Consider the following 18,120-nt stretch of genomic DNA (forward strand, 5'->3'; position numbering starts at 1 on the left):
CCTGCTGCGCGGCCTCGGCCTTGGCTTCCTGTTTCTGTCGATCACGCTGATCGCTTTCGGCAACCTCAACAACCGAAATCTCGCCTCCGGCATCGGCCTGTTCAATACCGGCCGTCAGCTGGGCGGGCTTATCGGAGTGGCCGCACTCCAGACGCTGATCGACCATAATGTCGTCGCCAATGTCGCGGTCCTCGGTGCCAACGTCACCGCAGGGGGCCCCGCGGTCATCGAGCGGCTGACGACCACGACCGCGATGCTGACGGCCAAAGGCATGGACGCCGCGGCCGCTGGCCGGGCAGCGACCAGCCTTCTCGGCCGGGTCGTGACAGGTCAGTCCACCGTGATTGCCTTCGACACGGCGTTCAACGCTGTCGCGCTGCTGTTTGTCATAGCCGCGCCCATCCTCGTCGCAATCAAGATCGCGCTGTCCCGGTATGCGAAAATGCGGGCTGCGCCGGCTGCTCAAGAGCAAGGAGCGGTCGCGTAAGAGCGGATACTCCAATGCGTCCTTCGGGCGGATTTGGGTCGATACGGAAAGCCGCGTATCGACCGCACGGAGGGTCGCTATTGGCGCCATCCCACCGCCGTCGTCCCGGCAATTGAACGACGTCTCGTCGAACGGCCATGAATTCACCAAAACTTCGCGACAGAACGCTATTGCGGGTTGTCCGTGGGATGCGGACGATACCTCTCGCAAGCTGCAAGCCGGCGACATTCCTCCCATGTCTGCAAGGCTTTACACACGGGGATGACTGAACATGAAAGTTGTAGTCGAAAATACCGTCTGCTTGAACACCGGCGACGCGGCCATTCTATTGGCAATCAGGCACATCCTGAAATCGATAGCGAACGAGGAGCTAGAGTTCCTGGTGTTCGACAGCCAGCCGGAAGTCGCCGCGCGACTGTATCCGAAGGAACAGTATCCGGACATCGAGCTTCGGAAACTGCCGTCCGAATCGATCTTCAAGTACAAGTATGACGACAATACTGTCAAGAATGCCTTGAAGCAGGTCTATAACCAGGCCGTCTTCCAGGCATTGCGTCATCTCGGCAGCGGCAACTATCTCGACAGGCGTTTCTTCAGCGACACCGATCGAGAGAGCCTGGCGCTGTACAGGGACGCCGATATGGTGATCACCACCGGCGGCACCTATCTCGTCGAAAACTATTCGCTCGAGCGGCGCATCAACCAGTTCAAGCTTGCGGAGATGCTCGGCAAGAGGACGATCTTCTTCACGCAGTCGCTCGGACCTTTCGCCAAGCCCTACAACCGCCGGAACCTGCCGCCGATTTTCGCCCGCAGCCCGCTGATCCTGTTGCGCGACGTGCGTTCGCGCGACCACATCCTCGATCTCGTCGACGATCCCTCGAAGTGCCATGTGGTGGCCGATTCCGTCTTTGCGCTCGCCGATGTGGAGCGGATCAAGGCGTTGCTGACGATCGGCCGGCCGGCGCCCACGGGCCGCGTCGGCATTTCCGTGCGGCATTGGCACTACGTCCAGGGTGGCGACGGCGGCATGGGCCGCTACATCGAATCGGTGCGCGACATCGCCACGCAGCTGGTGCGCGACCATGGCAAGCAGGTCACCTTCATTTCGACCTGCCAGGGCGTGGCGGAATATGCGCATGACGATTCGAAGACGGCCAGCCTGATCCTCTCCGGCCTGGCGCCCGAGATTGCCAAGCACGTCACCGTCGATGCGGCGTTCCACACGCCGGAACAGCTGATGGCAATCGCGAAGGAGCTCGATTTCGTGGTGGCGACCCGCATGCACATGATGATCATGTCGCTTTGCGTCGGCACGCCGGTGCTGCCGATCGCCTACGAGTTCAAGACGAAGGAAGTTGCCAAGCGCATCGGCGTCGAGGACGTGCTGCTCGATATCGATACGGTGACGCCGGAGGAGGCGCTCGGCAAGCTCGATCGCTTCGCTGGCAATCTCGACCGCTATCGTGAGGTCAGCCTCAAGGCCGTGCTCGAGGAACATGCCTCGGCGATGTCGGCGGCGGATCTTATCCGCCCGCTGATCGCCAACTCATCGGCGAAGGGCTCCAAGCCCCTTCGAGAGGATGTCGAACAGGACCTGGCGCGGCGGGCGTAAGGCCAGCGCGAACAGGAGCGCCAGCCCGTAGTTGAGGCAGACCGCCGAGGCGAGGGCGAGGAAGTCGGAGCTGCCGGTCAGGACGTCCGGCAGCAGCCGGTAGCAGATCCAGGCGGCGAGCGCCGAGATGAGAAAGAGACCCTGGACGAGAAGGAAGTCCTTGGCCGAGACCGGCCCGACCCGCTGCAGGAGCCAGGCAAGCACCGGGACGCGCAGGACGTAGCCGCTGATCGCATAGGCGGCTGCGACACCGATCGCGCCCCATTGCAGGCCGACGACGAAGGAAAGCACCGTCGTCAGCGACGAATAGATCCCCCAGCGGAACATCGTCTTCGTCTCGCCCTGGCAGATGAAGATCCAGCCGGTGGTGCTCGAAACCGGCTGCATGAGGCTGGCGACCCCCAGCCAAGCGAAGATCGGCGCGACCGGTAGCCATTGCTCACCGAAAAGGATGCTGACGGTCGGCTTTGCGGCCAAGGTCAGTGCCGCAATACCGGGCATGGTGACCGCGGCCAGCAGCCAGTTGGTGCGCAGATAGATATCGCGAAAGCGCGCCTTGTCCTCCTGGATGCGGCTCATCAGCGGGATCATCACGCGCGACAAAGGCTGGGTGATGTTCTGCAGCGGGAAGAGCAGGAGCTTGTAGGCGCGGTCGTAGTAACCGAGCTCGACCGGTCCGGAGAACTTGCCGATCAGGATGTTGTCGAGATTGCGCGAGAAGAAATTGACAAGATTGAAGCCAGTGAGATTGGCGCCGAAGGAGATGATGTCGCGGTCGATCCTGAACGCCGGCCGGCCGGGCATCCATCGCGTCGCCCACCAGGCCGCAAGAAGCGCTACGGCGGCCGACGCCGCCGGGCCGATCACCAGCGACCAGTAGCCCATGCCGAAATAGGCGGCCGTGGCGGTGACCAGCAGCCCCACGACCGCCGCATAGACGTCGTTGAGCGCCAATTGCCCGAACTTGAGATGCCGGTTCATGAGCGCGAGCGGCAGGGCTGCGAGGCTGCCGAGCAGCAGCGGCAGCGCCGCGGCAATGGCGATCGCCGTCATCCGCTGGTCGCTGTAGAAGGCGGCCACGGCGGGCGAAAGGGCGACGACCACGAGGGTGCAGACGAGGCCGACGAGGGTGCTGATCCAGAAGACCTGGTTGAGCTCTCTTTCGCCGATCTCCTTGCGCTGGATGACCGCCTGCTGCAGGCCGAGATTCTGGAAGAGCCCGACGAAGGCGACGATGGGGCTCACCGAGGCGACGAGGCCGAAATCCTCCGGCGCCAGCAAGCGGGCGAGCACGACGACCGAGACGAACTGGATGACCATGCGCACGACCTGTGCGCCGCCGGTCACCAGCCCGCCGCGAAGGGCGACGCGGCCGAACTGAATGTTTTCTTTATTCAAGCAGCAAGCCTCGATCTGGAGAATCGACTAAGGATTGCGGCGAAATCATCGTCGAGGGCCTCCATGTCGAACTCGGCCCCGACTTTTCGTCTGGCCTCCGCAGCGATGCGCTCGCAGTCGTCCGGGTGCTCGGCGATGAAGCGCAGCCGGTTCGCCAGCGTCTCGACGTCCCTTTCGGCGGCGAGAAAGCCCGTCTTCCGGTCCTCGATCAGTTCGGGAATTCCCGAATGGGTGGAACTCACCACCGTCAGCCCGGCGGCCATCGCCTCCATTAGCGCCACCGGTATGCCCTCGACGTCGCCGTTCGGGGCGGTGACGCTCGGCAGGACGAAGGCGTGCGAGCGCCGCAGCCATTCCTTGACCTCCTGGTGAGGGAGGCTGCCGAGGAAGGAGACCTGCCCGGCGATACCGAGTTCGGAGGCAAGCGCTTCGAGCTGCGGCCGGAGCGGGCCGTCGCCAATGATCCTGTAGTGCCAGTCGAGTGCCGGCGCGTCCGCGTGTAGCCAGGCCAGCGCCCGAAGCGCGAATTCCACGCCCTTCTTCTCCGCCAGCCGGCAAACGGAAACCAATTGCAGCGTCGCGCCGCGCCAGGATTTCCATTCATAGGGGATCTTCTTGAGGTCGATCCCCATATGGTGGACGGCGACCTTCGCCTCCGGCGCCCCCGCCTGGATGAGCACGCGGCGAAAATAGTCGTTTACCGTCAGGTTGAGTGCGCCCTGCTCGAACAGGTCGTTATAGCGGTCGAGACCTCGCTCCTTGAGCGGCACGCCGACGTCATAGCCGTGGAAGATCGTCACGATCGGCGGGGCGAGCCGTTTCCATTTCTTGAGGCGCGCGGCGCGGGCTCCATTATGGCCGAAATGGGCGACGATGACGTCGCATTGATTCAGTCTGGCGACCGATGAGATGTCGAGCGCGGTGGAGGCCTTGTCGTAGAGCTTCGGCGGCAGCCGGCCTATGGCCGGACGAAGGCGCGCGGCCGGGCCCCACCAGTCACGTGTTCGTGCGAGCAGGGTCGCAAGCGGTTCCTGCTGGCGATCCGCAAAATTGTAATCCGAGATGCCGTTGCAGACGACGTCGACCTCGAAGCCGCGCCGCAACAGGCCGGCCATCTGGCCGATGACGAAGGTTTCCGAAAGCATCGGAAACTGACCGACGACGAATCCGACCCGCATGCCGTCTCAAGAGGCCTTGAGTTGAGCGGGGCGGCTCGCGGCGGCGCGTTCGAGCACCTCGAGGAAGGCCGCAAATTGCCGGGTGGGCTGCATGAGCGGCCGCGTGGCGAAAACCGAGGCGGCCTGCGACAGCCGCTGATATTCGCCATCGTCGCTCCAGAGGCGCCCGATGGCACCAGTCCAATCTTCGAGCGGCGCATCATAGTCGAGAACGATACCGCCTTCGCCGATTGCCTCCGGCAATCCTCCGCGCCGCGAGCCGACGACCGGAATGCCGCTGCAATGGGCCTCGGACGCCACCCGTCCCCAGGCCTCTTCCCATTTGCTCGGCGCAAGCAGGATCTTCGTTCGGCCGTAGACGGTCTTCATGTCGCTGGTGCGGCTTTCCAGCCGCACATTCTTCAAGGGCGCAATGATCTTCTCGATTTCCGCCCGGTGGTCGTCGGAAAGCTTCCAGCTTTCGACGAAGAGGAAGGGAATGTCCGGGCATTGTCCGGCGATCCGCACCGCCAGCTCGAATCCCTTCTCCTTATATGGGTTGATGAAGGTCACATAGTCGCGTGTCGTCCGGGTCGTGTAGGTTTCGGGGTTGATCGTCGGCGGGATCACTACCGAATCAATGCCGAATTTCTCCTTGTAGGCCCGGGCGGTGAATTCCGAATTGGCGATGTAGGAGGCAGAGGTCAGTTCGCGCAAATCGCCGGCGAGCTCGTGAAACTCGACGTTTCGCAGGTAGATCACCAGCGGCACATTATGGACCTGCAATGCCTTGCCGATCGGCACGGATTTGTGGCACTGCACAACGGCGACGTCGGGCTGCAGCTTCTTCACGGCGAAGGCCGCCGCTTCCCACGGGTGCCAGGCGCGAACGACGGGATAGCCGGGAAAGCTGTCCATCACGCCGCGCTCTCCGGACAACTTAAGCTTGACACGCTGCTTGAAGCCGAACACGCCATCGCCGAACAGAGCCGCCAGGACCCCCGCCTCGTGACCACGCTCGCGCAATTGCTGGACGAGGTGGTGCGTGCTCGACTGAACGCCGCCGCTGAATTCGGGATAATATCCGTTTCCGCCGGCAAACAGAACCTTCATACGCTGTTCTCCTTCATAGAGACGTTTCGTCGTGACCGCTGGCGCTCCACCCGAACGGGCGAGGCGAAAGGCATCAACTCCAGAATGACGGCAATTGTTGGGTCGCTCGGCGCCGGGTCGGCGCAACCTGCGATTTCGGGGCGTGCCTGAGCGATGGCCGCAGGGCCGACGCGGGCGTAGCCAGGGATTTGGAAGGCTGTTCATCCGGCCGCAAGAGAGTGAACCTCCACCAAGCAGGGTGACCGTGCGACAAAGCGGTTTGCTGCACTGCAACAAAGACTGTCATGGGCGAAGCCGATAGTCAACCAAGCCTCGCCCATTTGGTTTAGCTCGAAAGGCGTAGATGCCGATTTGGCCTGAAAGGCTTGCTTGACGCGGCGGCATTTCGGGCCTCAAATCGGCCACAACTTGAGGAAGCGACGGCGGGTGCATCATGGACAATGACGAACCGGTACCGGAGACGAAACTCACCTCTACAAAACGACGCTGGGCGGCGGCCGGCAAGTTCCTGACCGGACGGGTGGCGCGCCCCGAAACCGAGCGCCTGCCGCCCGGCCAGCACCTCGTCAAGGACTGGCCGGTTCTCGATCTCGGGCAGCAGCCGCATATCGCCATCGAGAGGTGGCGGCTCGACGTGACCGGGGCGGTCGAACACCCGCTTTCGCTCGACTGGGCGGCCTTCCAATCGCTGCCGCAGAGCGAAACCCTCTCCGACATTCATTGCGTGACGACCTGGTCGCGCTACGACAATCGCTGGCAGGGGGTCTCTACGCGCGACCTTCTCGACCGGGTGATGCCGAAGACGGAGGCGGAATACGTCATGCTGACGAGCTTCGACGGCTATTCGACCAACCTGCCGCTCGCCGATTTCGCCGCCGAAGACGCAATCCTTGCGACGACCTGGGAAGGTGCGCCGATCACCCGGTCGCATGGCGGGCCGATGCGCCTCGTCGTGCCGCATCTTTATCTCTGGAAAAGCGCCAAATGGTTGACCCGCATCGATTTTCGCAGCCGCGACACGGCCGGATTCTGGGAGCGGAACGGCTACCACATGCGCGGCGATCCCTGGCTCGAGGAACGGTATTCCGGCGATTGAGGGGACTTGACTGCAACGCCTGATGCTACACTTCATCATCGAATAGCCCAATAGTTGGGCAAGCGGGACGCAGGCGGACAACTCCGCGCTTTTTCCGTAGTCCCACGCCAATCCAGGAGGAAAGCATGCGCAGTTCCGCCTTGAGGAGCCTGTCCTTTGCCCTGTTTCTCGCATGCGGTACGGTCTCGCCGCAGATGGGCCGCGCCGCTTCCCCAGAGCCCGTCAAGGCCGAGCATGGCATGGTGGTCACCGCCCAGCATCTCGCCTCCGACATCGGTGTCGAAGTCCTCAAGAAGGGCGGCAATGCGGTCGATGCGGCAGTCGCCGTCGGCTATGCGCTGGCCGTCGTTTATCCGACCGCCGGCAATATCGGCGGCGGTGGCTTCATGACCATCCGTTTCAAGGACGGAAAGACGACCTTTCTCGATTTCCGCGAGCGCGCTCCGCTTGCCGCGACGAAGACGATGTACCTTGACGACAAGGGTAGCCTCGTCAAGGGCCGGAGCACCGACGGCTATCTCGCCGTCGGCGTGCCGGGTCCGGTGGCGGGCTTCGAGGTCGCCCGCAGCCGCTACGGCACGCGGCCGCTGAAGGAGCTCATCGAGCCGGCGATAACGCTGGCGCGCGAAGGTTTCGAGCTGGAGCAGGGCGATGTCGATTCCTTCATCGGCAAAACCGAGCGGCTGGCCAAGGACCCGGCCGCGGCGGCAATCTTCCTCAAGCCTGACGGCAAGTCCTTTGCGGTCGGCGACAGGCTGGTCCAAGCCGATCTCGCCGCCTCGCTTGCGAGCATCGCCGAGAAGGGGCCGGACGCCTTCTACAAGGGCGCGATCGCCGATCAGATCGTCAAGGCGAGCGCGGAGAAGGGCGGCATCCTCGCCAAGAAGGATTTCGAGCAATATCAAGTGCGCGAGTTGGAGCCGGTGAAGTGCAATTACCGCGGCTACGACATCGTCTCCTCGCCGCCGCCTTCCTCGGGGGGCGTGATCATCTGCGAGATCCTCAACATCCTCGAAGGCTATCCGCTCTCCTATCTCGGCTACGGCTCGGCCGAGACGGTGCATGCGATGATCGAGGCGATGCGGCATGCCTATGTCGATCGCAACACGGCGCTCGGCGACCCCGACTTCGTCGAGAACCCCGTCGCCAAGTTGGTCGACAAGGCCTATGCCAAGGAGATCCGTGACAAGATCGACCCGTTCAAGGCCGGCGTCTCTGAGGTGCTGATGCCGGCGGGTTTCGGCGAAAGCAAGGAAACGACGCACTATTCCATCATCGACGACGAGGGAAATGCGGTCGCCGTCACCTATACGCTGAACGGCTCGTTCGGCGCCGGCGTAGTGGCGCCTGGAACCGGAATCCTTCTCAACAACGAGATGGACGACTTCACCGCCAAGCCCGGCGCGCCCAATCTCTACGGCCTCGTGCAGGGCGAGGCGAATGCGATCGCGCCCGGCAAGACGCCGCTTTCCTCGATGAGCCCGACGATCATTTCCAAGGACGGCAAGCCCTTCATGGTGATCGGCAGTCCCGGTGGCGCACGCATCATCACCATCACGCTGGAGGCGATCCTCAACGTCATCGATCACGGCATGAATATCCAGGAAGCGGTCGACGCGCCGCGCCTCCACCACCAATGGCTGCCGGACAAGGTATTCATGGAGCCCTATGCGCTTTCGCCCGACACACTGAAGCTGCTCTCGGCTATGGGCCACGACGTCAAGATCGACGAGAACTGGACGATCTGGGGACAGGCGACCGGTATCCTCGTCGGCGGCGAGAGTATGGGCGAGATCGGGGCCGGCGGCGGCGCCCGCTACAACGGCGCCGCCGACAGCCGCATCGGCGCTGGCGCGGCGAGGGGGTATTAGCCGGCTGCCTTCAAGCGTGGCCCGGGCAGGCACGCGTCGGTCCGGGCGCGAAATCCGTAGCCGGCAGCCCTGCCGCTCCGATTCACCACCTCGGGCGGATTGAGGCGCGAAGCCTCTGCCTTCCGACGACCTGCAAGCTGTGGCGTGGCACCGGTGTGCGTGACAGTCGCGACGCAGCGATTCTCCCCCCAATTTCCATTGAGGTTTTTCGAAATCCGGCATTGCATGGCGGGCGGTTTTCTCTTATCGGAAACATGAATTATTTACTCAACAATGCTTGCGCGGCCGTCTCGGGGGACATCCAGGCGGACGATGGGCAGGCGCGTGCCTGGAATTCGGAAAGGGGCCACCATGACATCGACATCACTCAGGGGCGTACGGAGGCTCGCCGCAACCACTGCGCTTGCAGGCGCATCAACGCTCTTCGGCATCGCTTTCGCGCAGGCGCAGACCGCCTCGCCTGCGGCCGCGAGCGATGGCGCGACGGCGCTGCAGACGCTGGTCGTCCAAGGTGGCGAAGGCACCGAGGGCGTGGAGGGTGTCGTCGAGACGGAGGGCTATGTCGCCAAGTCCGGCCGCACGGCCACCAAGACCGATACGCCGGTAGCCGAGACTCCCCAATCGATGTCCACAGTCAGCCGCAAGCAGCTCGACGACCGCAAGCCGCAGAACCTCAGCGAGGCGGTGAGCTACACGCCCGGCGTGCGAATCGGCCAGTACGGCGCCGAACCCCGCTTCGACGCCTTCAAGGTGCGCGGCATCGACCTCACCTATACCGGTATCTTCCGTGACGGTCTGCGGCAGATCAGCAGCCCGAACGGCCTCTTCCGCCTGGAACCCTATGGCGTCGAGGCGATCAGCATCCTGCGCGGTCCGGCAGGATCGATCTATGGCGCGAGCAGCTCCGCCGGTATCGTCGACATCATCTCGAAGCGGCCGACGGAGGAACAGTTCCGCGAGGTCGAGATGCAGTATGGCTCCTACGGCCGCGTGCAGGGCGCGTTCGATTTCTCGGGTCCGATCGATGCGGAGAACACGGTGCTCTACCGCCTGACCGGTCTTGCCCGCGATGCACGCAGCGAGATCAGCGCCATCAAGGACGACCGTCTCTTCATTGCCCCTGCCATGACCTGGCAGCCGGACGAGGGCACGAAGCTGACCGTGCTCGGCGAGTACATGGATTCGACGACGGGCGGCACCTGGGGCTACATCAACCGGTACGGCCCGGCCGGCACGTCGATCGGCGCTACACCCGTCTATGGCGGCGATGAGCGTTTCAACGATTTCGACCAGGAGCAAGCGCGCATCGGCTACGAGCTGGAGCATGCGCTTTCCGACAACGTGACGCTCTATCACAAACTGCGATTCTCGGATCTGTCGACGCAGCAGGAATGGGTCTACGCGGATTTTCCGGGCATCGTGAAGGAAGACAACAGCGGCGTTGCGTCGGACACCTATCTCAAGACCGACTTCGAAACCGGCGCGCTCGACCACCAGCTCATCACCGGCGTCGACTACAGCTATATGAAGTACAAGTCGCTGCAGGGGTCCGGCCCGGACCTCTTCACCGACGATTTCACCTATGCGCCGGAGACCACCTACAAGGAGACCCAGCGGCAGAACTCGGTTGGCATCTACGCTCAAGACCAGATCGAATATGGCGCTTGGCGGCTGATGGCGGGCCTGCGCCACGACTGGCTAAACAGCGAGTTCACCACCGATAGTTCCGCCGGTTTCGCGCACTATTCGCGCGACGACAGCGAGACGACCGGGCGCATTGGGCTTGGCTACGTGACGCCGTGGAACGTCATGCCCTATATCAGCTACGGCACGTCCTTCGTCGCCAATCCGGGCGTGATCCTGGCGACCGGCGGCGCTTCGCAGCAGGCCAAGCCAACGATCGGCGAGCAGGTCGAGGTCGGTGTCAAATACGCGCTGCCGGATCACAACGCACTGATCACCGCGTCGCTCTTCAACATCGACCAGGAGAACGCCTCTGTTTACGAGACCTCTTCCGGCGTGAACCTGCTGCGCCAGCTCGATTTGAGGTCCCGCGGGTTTGAACTGGAAGCGACCGCTTCGCTCGACAACGGCCTGAGCCTGATTGCCGCCTATTCCTACAACGACGTCAAAATCACCAAGCTCACTGCCGAGACAGAGGGCAACCAGCTGAACTCCACGCCCTACCACACATTCTCGCTCTGGGCGGATTACGAATTCCAGAGCGGCGCGCTGGAAGGTCTGGGGATGGGCGCCGGCGTCCGGTATCTCGGCTCCAGCTTCGGCGACAACCAGAACACGCCGGTGCTCGACAACGAGGCGCGCACCTTCGTCGATGCATCGCTGCGCTACGATCTCGGAAAGCTCAATCCGTCCATGGACGGCGTCCGCCTGCAGGTCAACGCCACCAACCTCCTGGACGAGGTGAAGCAGATATGCACCACCGGCTTCTGCTATTTCGACGAAGGCCGCAAGGTCGTCGGCAGCGTGCGCTACCGCTTCTGATGCTGGCGCTCGACGCTACTTCCCCACGCGTTTCGCCGGCCGTGGTCTTTCTCACGGTCGGCGGCCTCTATGTCGCCCAGAGCGTCATTGGCGGGCTGACCATGCTCGGCCTGCCGACCGTGCTGCGCGACCAGGGCCTGCCCCTCGATCAGATCGGCCTCGTCTATCTCACCGTGCTGCCGTGGGCGCTGAAGTTCCTTTGGGCGCCCTATGTGGAACGGTTTCGATTGCCGCGTGTCGGCCGCAACCGGTCGCGCGTCATCGTCGCCGTCGGCGGTTCGCTTTGCGCCGCCGGCCTTGTTGTCATCGGGCTTACCGGTCTTTCGCCGCTGATGCCGGTGCTGGTCTCACTCATCCTCGTCGCCTTCGTAACATCGACGGTCGACATCGCCTGCGACGGCTATGCGGTGGAGACGCTCGCCAAGGAACACCACGGCTGGGGTAATACCGCCCAGGTGGGAGGCGCCTATCTCGGCTCGGCGATCGGCGCGGGGCTTTTTCTCGTCCTCGTCGACTGCTACGGCTGGTCGCCCGCAGTCTTTTTCATGGCAGGCGTCGTTTTCCTCCTCGGTCTGCCTTTCGCCTTCGGGCCTGCGACACGAGGCGCCGTCGAGACGCGCAGTCACGCGCCTTCGCTCGTCACCGCGCTGAAGCGCCCGGCCGTTCGCAAGGGCCTCGTAGTCGCGGCAGTCTATGTCGCCGCGCAGAAATGGGGGCTTTCCATGCTCGGCCCTTTCCTCATCGACTACGGCTTCGACCTTTCTACTGTCGGCGTTCTGAACGGCTTCGGCAGCATGGTGGTAGGGCTTGCCGGGGCGCTGATCGGCGGTGCGGCGGTCCGTCTTCTCGGCGCGAATTTTGTGCTGACACTGGCCATTCTGCTGCAGACCGCCATGCTTCTTGCCCTCGCATTCTTCGATTTCACGGGCAGCGTCCCGAGGTCGGTCGTCATCGCCGTCGCCCTTCTCTCTTCGTCGGGCGTCATGGCGCTTGGCTTCGTCGCCCTCTATTCGCAATTCATGGGCTGGTCGGATCCGAGACAGGCGGGCGTCGACTTCACCCTCTTCCAGTGCATGGATAGCCTCGTCAGCATGGTCGGCGGTGTCGGTGCCGGCTGGATCGCCGAGAGGCTTGGCTACACCGCCTATTTCGGCGCGGCCGCCGCGATCTGCTTTGCCGCAGCGCCGGCCATCTACTTGCTGATTCGAGGCCGCACCGTTCTTGCCTCGGGTGTCCCCTCGCACGGGCTGAGTCACGACGCGCCTGCGCGACGCCGTTGCAGCTAGCCCTTGGCCGTCACCGTCTCGGCTGCCTCGCGGATTGTCTGCATCAGGATCGACAGCGGCAGCGACGGGATCGCGTCGGTCCGCATGGTGAGGCCGACCGGTCCCTTCGTCTCGCTGGTGTCGATCGGCAGAGCCACGAGCAGGCCGTCGTCGATGTCGGTGGCGACGACGCCGTTGGAGATGATCCAGATGGCGTCGCTCGAGCGCACGAAAGCACGGCCGAAGGAATCGGAGACGGTTTCGATCTGGTTCGGCAGGGCGGCAATGCCGTTGGCGATCAGGAAGCGCTCGACGAAGGGGCGGATGATCGAGGCCCGCGTCGGCATCAGCACCGGATAGTCGCCTAAGTGCGCGAAGATCGACTGCTTGCCGGAAAGAAGCGGATGGCCGGCGCGCACGGCGAACACCACCTGCTCGGAATAAAGGTGCTCGAAGGAAAAGCCGGTCATTCGATCGGGCGCGGCGAGCCTGCCGACGACGAGGTCGAGATCGCCGACCCGCAGCTGCTCCAGAAGCACTGCATTTTCGCCGGTGACGATCTTGATCCGGGCGCCGGTTTTCTCCTCGAGAAAGAGCCCCATGGCGCGGGGCATGATGCGGGTCGAGACCGTCGGCAACGCGCCGACGCGGATCGGCGGCCCATCGCCCGAGCGTTCCTGCGAGACGGAATCGAGGCCTTGCCGAAGCGCCGTCAGCGCCGCGCCGGCGTGGCGCAGGAACACCTCGCCGTAGCGGGTGATCTTGATGCCGCGCCCCTCGCGCTCGAAGACCGAGACGCCCAGGACCTCCTCCAGCTCGCGGATCGTCTTGGTGACCGCCGGCTGGGTGACGTTCAGAAGATCGGCGGCCTTCACGACGCTCTTCTGCCGTGCGACCTCGACAAATGTCTGCAGATGACGAAACTTGATGCGCGTGTCGATCATCGAAACATAACTCAGGAGTTAATGGATCGGCTCAAAATATCATTTTACCTAACCAGATGAAATGGCCAATTTGGTGGTGAGGAGACCTACCGTGCAATTCACCCGCATCAACGACATCGCCATCCACTATCGGTTGATCGGCGCCGTTACCGAGAAACCGGTGCTTGTCTTCATCAACTCGCTCGGCACGGATTTCCGCATCTGGAGCGACGTCGTCGCCCGCCTCTCCGATGATTATGCCATCGTTCTTTATGACAAGCGCGGTCACGGCCTTTCGGATATTGGCCAGGTACCTTACTCGATAGAGGATCATGCGACCGATCTCGCCGGGCTTCTCGACCGGCTCGCCGTCAAGCGCGCCATCATCTGCGGACTTTCGGTCGGCGGCCTCATCGCGCAATCGCTCTACCAGCGCCGCCCCGATCTGGTGCAGGCGCTCGTGCTTGCCGATACGGCGCACAAGATCGGCACGACCGAGATGTGGGACGCCCGCATCGCGGCGATCGAGGCGCACGGCATCGACGCAGTTGCCGACGCGGTGCTCGAGCGCTGGTTCACGCCGGCCTTTCGACGGCCTGAGAACGTCGCCTTCGCCTGTTATCGCAATATGCTGATCCGCCAGCCGGTGCCGGGTTACGTCGGCACCTGCGTGGCAATCAGCAACGCCGATTACACCGAAGCCGCCAAGAAGATCGCCGTGCCGGTGCTCTGCGTCGTCGGCGACCAGGACGGTTCGACGCCGCCCGATCTGGTGCGCTCGGCGGCTGGGCTCATCCCCGGCGCGCGCTTCGAGGTGATTCGCGATGCCGGGCATATCCCCTGCGTCGAGCAGCCGGAGGCGCTGACCGAAACGCTCCTGAGTTTTTTCAAGTCCCTATTGCCTGGAGACAAACCCGATGCGTGATGCCGCCCATGACTGACAGATCCTCCGACCGCTACCGCCAGGGCATGGCGACGCGCCGTGCCGTTCTCGGCGACGCTCACGTCGACCGCGCCCAGTCCGCCACGACGGAATTCGACCAGCCGTTCCAGGAACTGATCACCGAGGCGGCCTGGGGTCATGTCTGGTCGCGCCCGGCCTTGACGAAGCGCGAGCGGTCGATCGTCACCATCGCGCTGCTGGCCGCCCTCGGCCAGGACGAGGAGGTGGCGATGCATGTCCGAGCCACGGCCAACACCGGGGCGACGCGCGAGGATATTTGCGAGGCGCTGCTGCATGTGGCGATCTATGCCGGCGTACCGGCCGCCAATCACGCCATCAAGATCGCCAAGCAGATCCTCGGCGAAATGGATGCCGCAAGGGCGAAGGGGGAGTGACGATGTCCGACACAGAAAATCGCCGGCCCGAGACGGGCGCCTTTTTCCAGCGGGACCGGAACTGGCATCCGCCGGCCTTCGCGCCCGGCTACAAGACGTCGGTGCTGCGTTCGCCGCAGAAGGCGCTGCTTTCGCTCGACAGCACGATCTCTGAAATCACCGGCCCGGTCTTCGGCCATTCGGTGCTTGGCGAACTCGACAACGACTTGATCCACAATTTCGCCAAGGCCGGCGAAAGCGCGATCGGCGAACGCATCATCGTGCACGGCCGGGTACTCGACGAGCGCGGCCGGCCGGTTGCCGGCGCGTTGCTCGAATTCTGGCAGGCGAATGCCGGTGGGCGCTACCGTCACAAGAAGGAAAGCTATCTGGCGCCGCTCGATCCGAATTTCGGCGGCTGTGGCCGGACGATCACCGACGAGAACGGCTACTACTGTTTCCGGACCATCAGGCCGGGCGCCTATCCCTGGCCGAACGGCGTCAATGACTGGCGGCCGGCCCATATCCATTTCTCGATCTTCGGTCACGGCTTCGCCCAGCGGTTGATTACCCAGATGTATTTCGAAGGGGACCCGATGATTTGGAAGTGCCCGATCGTCGGCACGATCCCCGACCGCGGGGCCATCGAGCAATTGATCGCCCCGCTCGATTGGGCCAACACCATCCCGATGGATGCGCGCGCCTATAAGTTCGACATCGTGCTGCGCGGCCGCCGCTCGACGTTGTTCGAGAACCGGCCGGAAGGCAATTGAGGGAGGGAACCGATGGCACAGGATCTGGGCTACCTCAAGGAAACACCCTCGCAGACGGCTGGACCCTACGTCCACATCGGCCTGACGCCGAATTTCGGCGGACTGTCCGGCGTCTACCAACGCGACCTCGGGTCGGCGATGGTCAATGACCAGACGCTTGGAGAGCGCATCACCGTGACCGGTCGGGTGATCGACGGCACGGGCGCCCCGCTCAAGGACGCGCTGATCGAAATCTGGCAGGCGGATGCCGCCGGTCTTTACAATTCGCCTTCGGAAATGCGCGGAGCCGCCGATCCGAATTTCACCGGCTGGGCCCGCTGCCCGACGAGCGCCGAGGACGGCATCTTCGTGTTCGAAACCATCAAGCCCGGCCGTGTTCCGTTCAAGGACGGCCGCCTGATGGCGCCGCACATCACCTTCTGGATCGTGGCGCGCGGAATCAATATCGGGCTCCACACGCGCCTGTACTTCCCGGACGAGGCGGCGGCGAATGCCGAGGATCCGCTGCTTGCCCGAATCGAGCATCGCCATCGGGCCGAGACGCTTGTCGCCGGCGGTCAGGCGCCTAATTATGTCTTCGACATTCATCTCCAGGGGGAGAAGGAAACGGTTTTCCTGGACATATGATCATCGGCGACCCATCGGCGTTGTCGCGTGCTTGTCGGCGCCCCGAAGGGCCAGATCCTGGAGACGTGGAATGACCTATTCGGCCTTTGATCATCCCTATCTTTCCGGTCTTCTTGGCGACGAAGCGGTCGCGGCGGAGTTTTCCGCGGCCGCGGATATCCGCGCCATGCTGGCTTTCGAGGCGGCGCTGGCGCGGGCCGAAGCGCAACATGGCGTGATCCCGCACGCGGCCGCCGACCGGATCGCCGAGGCTTGCCGCGCCTTTTCCCCGGATGTCGCGGCGTTGCGGCGCGGAATGGCAACTGACGGTGTCGCGGTGCCGGAACTCGTCCGGCAATTGCGGCGCGCCGTCGGCGAAGCGGCGGCGGAGCACGTGCATTTCGGCGCCACCAGCCAGGATGTCGTCGATACCAGCCTGGTGCTGCGCCTGAAGGCGATCGGCGAGCTTTTTTCCGGCCGCCTCGGCGAAATCGTCGCGGTGTTGGAGGAAGGCGCCCAGCAATGGGGCGAGCGTCCGCTGATGGGCCGCACGCGCATGCAGGCGGCCATTCCGATCACCGTGGCGGACCGAATGCGCAGCTGGATCGAGCCGCTGCTCGACCACCAGGACCGGCTCGACGCGATGGATATCGACCTGTTCGCCGTGCAATTCGGCGGTGCGGCCGGCACGCTCGACAAGCTCAAGGACAAGGCGGACGCGGTCCGTGCGACGCTGGCGGAGGAACTGGCGCTGATCGACTGTCCGCAATGGCACAGCCAGCGCGCGGCGATCGCCGATTTCGCCCACCTGCTTTCGCTGATCACCGGCAGTCTCGGCAAGTTAGGCCAGGACATCGCCCTGATGGCGCAGGCCGGCGACGAGATCGTGCTGGCCGGCGGCGGTTCGTCCTCCGCCATGGCCCACAAGCAGAACCCGGTCGCCGCCGAGGTGCTGGTGACGCTGGCGCGCTTCAATGCCACGCAAATTTCCGGCATCCACCAGGCCGTGGTGCACGAGCAGGAGCGTTCCGGTTCCGCCTGGACGCTCGAATGGCTGCTCCTGCCGCAGATCGTCGGCGCAACCGCGGCGGCACTGAGGCTTGCCACGGAACTCGCCGGCAATATCCGGCGTCTGGGCGCCGCTTGAGGGCGGTGGAAAAGTGCCGGACCGCCTCCTGAGAAACGGTCCGGCAGTTGCTATTCTCGTCGATTATGCAGCGGAATTAAGCAATCAAGCCGACCTGGCAATATTCCAGTCGAGCCGGTGCACGTCCCGCTGCAACTGCGCATAGGATGACGTCGGTATTCTGCCGTCATGCTTCGCCGCGACCTCGGTGGCGTCGGCGCGAATGTTCTGTTCCTCGCGGCGCAACCTGCCGAAGGCGACGGAGCTGAGCTTGCCCGAGGTGCGCTCCGCATCCATCCGGTGATTGGCGGCGCGCAGTTCGTGGAGGATTCTGGCGAGCCGCGGCTGTTCAACGACGACAACGGAAGTCATCGGCCGGGCGGCCGGGGCGGGAGGAGCAACATCGTCGTTGGCGAATATTCCCTGGTAGTAGTCGCCGTTCTCGGGGCCCGTCGACGTGGTACCCTCGTGCCGTCCGGCGGCCAAGGCGCCGCCTGTGGCGAGCGACAGAGCGAGGGCGGCGATTGCGGATGTTGTGATGAGCGAGCGCATTTTGCGTCTCCTTGAAACGGGGGAAGCAAGAAGCTTCCGATCGGGGCTGTCTCATACCGTCGCGTCGCGATCCTTTCGGTCGCCGGCAGTATTCAGCCTCGATGTAAAGAGTGGACCTGCAGGCGCTGCAAGTCACATTAACAATAAATAAAGTTTCCACGGCCTTCTTTGACAAAGTTCCGTCAAATTTTCGACGTCCGCGGTGTAACTCCTTCAAGAAATATTGGAAATTCTCGACTTTGGGGGTTCTTCCTCCGAAAGTGGTCGGATAGGCAATTAGTCTCCATGAACAACTTGTAATATTTCAGCACCAATG

The 18,120-nt window shown here is 63.6% G+C and carries 15 protein-coding genes and 1 pseudogene; 11 read left to right on the forward strand and 5 right to left on the reverse strand.

The genetic code is table 11. From position 1 onward, the window contains the following. Window positions 1-487 (forward strand): annotated as a pseudogene (locus tag CO676_RS30685) (MFS transporter); the annotation flags it as partial. A 271-nt stretch (window positions 488-758) separates the two neighbouring features. Then, window positions 759-2,102, forward strand: a complete 1,344-nt coding sequence (locus CO676_RS30690) for a polysaccharide pyruvyl transferase family protein (RefSeq protein WP_097523856.1) — start codon at window positions 759-761, stop codon at window positions 2,100-2,102. On the opposite strand, the gene CO676_RS30695 is transcribed toward CO676_RS30690, so the two are convergent. Genes CO676_RS30695 through CO676_RS30705 form a run of 3 tightly spaced genes read right to left on the reverse strand, consistent with a single transcriptional unit; the run spans window position 2,037 to window position 5,770 of the window. Beyond that, entirely contained in the window at window positions 2,037-3,500 is a 1,464-nt protein-coding gene (locus CO676_RS30695) for a lipopolysaccharide biosynthesis protein (RefSeq protein WP_097523857.1), read from the reverse strand. The genes CO676_RS30690 and CO676_RS30695 overlap by 66 nt on opposite strands. Further along, window positions 3,497-4,678 carry a glycosyltransferase gene (locus CO676_RS30700; protein ID WP_097523858.1) on the reverse strand — a complete coding sequence of 394 codons (1,182 nt, stop codon included), beginning with the start codon at window positions 4,676-4,678 and terminating at the stop codon, window positions 3,497-3,499. The genes CO676_RS30695 and CO676_RS30700 overlap by 4 nt, the downstream gene beginning before the upstream one ends. 6 nt (window positions 4,679-4,684) lie before the next feature. Further along, complete coding sequence (locus CO676_RS30705) at window positions 4,685-5,770, reverse strand: glycosyltransferase (RefSeq protein ID WP_097523859.1); 1,086 nt, start codon at window positions 5,768-5,770, stop codon at window positions 4,685-4,687. 433 nt (window positions 5,771-6,203) lie between these two features. Here CO676_RS30705 and CO676_RS30710 point away from each other — a divergent pair, with 433 nt between their 5' ends. The 4 genes from CO676_RS30710 (at window position 6,204) to CO676_RS30725 (ending at window position 12,528) form a co-directional block, all read left to right on the forward strand. After that, a complete protein-coding gene (locus CO676_RS30710; RefSeq protein WP_097523860.1) occupies window positions 6,204-6,866 on the forward strand; it encodes a sulfite oxidase-like oxidoreductase in 663 nt (220 codons plus the stop codon). 125 nt (window positions 6,867-6,991) lie between these two features. Next, complete coding sequence (ggt, locus tag CO676_RS30715; RefSeq protein WP_097523861.1) at window positions 6,992-8,737, forward strand: gamma-glutamyltransferase; 1,746 nt, start codon at window positions 6,992-6,994, stop codon at window positions 8,735-8,737. Window positions 8,738-9,088: 351 nt separating this feature from the next. Continuing rightward, on the forward strand, window positions 9,089-11,242 hold the full coding sequence (locus tag CO676_RS30720; RefSeq protein ID WP_097523862.1) for a TonB-dependent siderophore receptor: 2,154 nt from the start codon (window positions 9,089-9,091) through the stop codon (window positions 11,240-11,242). Further along, a complete protein-coding gene (locus CO676_RS30725; protein ID WP_097523863.1) occupies window positions 11,242-12,528 on the forward strand; it encodes an MFS transporter in 1,287 nt (428 codons plus the stop codon). The genes CO676_RS30720 and CO676_RS30725 overlap by 1 nt, the downstream gene beginning before the upstream one ends. On the opposite strand, the gene pcaQ is transcribed toward CO676_RS30725, so the two are convergent. Continuing rightward, the gene (gene pcaQ / locus CO676_RS30730; protein ID WP_014762363.1) at window positions 12,525-13,451 is read right to left on the reverse strand and encodes a pca operon transcription factor PcaQ; all 927 of its coding nucleotides are present in this window, start codon (window positions 13,449-13,451) and stop codon (window positions 12,525-12,527) included. The genes CO676_RS30725 and pcaQ overlap by 4 nt on opposite strands. A 91-nt stretch (window positions 13,452-13,542) precedes the next feature. Here pcaQ and pcaD point away from each other — a divergent pair, with 91 nt between their 5' ends. The 5 genes from pcaD to CO676_RS30755 all read left to right on the forward strand — a co-directional run bounded on the left by pcaD (window position 13,543) and on the right by CO676_RS30755 (window position 17,273). Beyond that, on the forward strand, window positions 13,543-14,355 hold the full coding sequence (gene pcaD, locus CO676_RS30735) for a 3-oxoadipate enol-lactonase (RefSeq protein WP_097523864.1): 813 nt from the start codon (window positions 13,543-13,545) through the stop codon (window positions 14,353-14,355). Between the two features lie 8 nt (window positions 14,356-14,363). Further along, complete coding sequence (gene pcaC, locus CO676_RS30740) at window positions 14,364-14,768, forward strand: 4-carboxymuconolactone decarboxylase (RefSeq protein ID WP_097523878.1); 405 nt, start codon at window positions 14,364-14,366, stop codon at window positions 14,766-14,768. 2 nt (window positions 14,769-14,770) lie between these two features. Next, window positions 14,771-15,520: a protocatechuate 3,4-dioxygenase subunit beta gene (pcaH, locus tag CO676_RS30745; RefSeq protein ID WP_097523865.1), complete on the forward strand. Its 750-nt coding sequence runs from the start codon at window positions 14,771-14,773 to the stop codon at window positions 15,518-15,520. Between the two features lie 12 nt (window positions 15,521-15,532). After that, complete coding sequence (gene pcaG / locus CO676_RS30750; protein WP_097523866.1) at window positions 15,533-16,147, forward strand: protocatechuate 3,4-dioxygenase subunit alpha; 615 nt, start codon at window positions 15,533-15,535, stop codon at window positions 16,145-16,147. Window positions 16,148-16,217: 70 nt separating this feature from the next. Next, entirely contained in the window at window positions 16,218-17,273 is a 1,056-nt protein-coding gene (locus tag CO676_RS30755; protein ID WP_097523867.1) for a 3-carboxy-cis,cis-muconate cycloisomerase, read from the forward strand. Between the two features lie 84 nt (window positions 17,274-17,357). Here CO676_RS30755 and CO676_RS30760 read toward each other — a convergent pair whose 3' ends face one another. Continuing rightward, entirely contained in the window at window positions 17,358-17,804 is a 447-nt protein-coding gene (locus CO676_RS30760) for a hypothetical protein (protein WP_097523868.1), read from the reverse strand. Between the last annotated feature and the right edge of the window lie 316 nt (window positions 17,805-18,120).

The sequence above is a fragment of the Sinorhizobium sp. BJ1 genome (genome assembly GCF_002531555.1).
In the GTDB taxonomy this organism is placed as follows: Bacteria; Pseudomonadota; Alphaproteobacteria; order Rhizobiales; family Rhizobiaceae; genus Sinorhizobium; species Sinorhizobium fredii_B.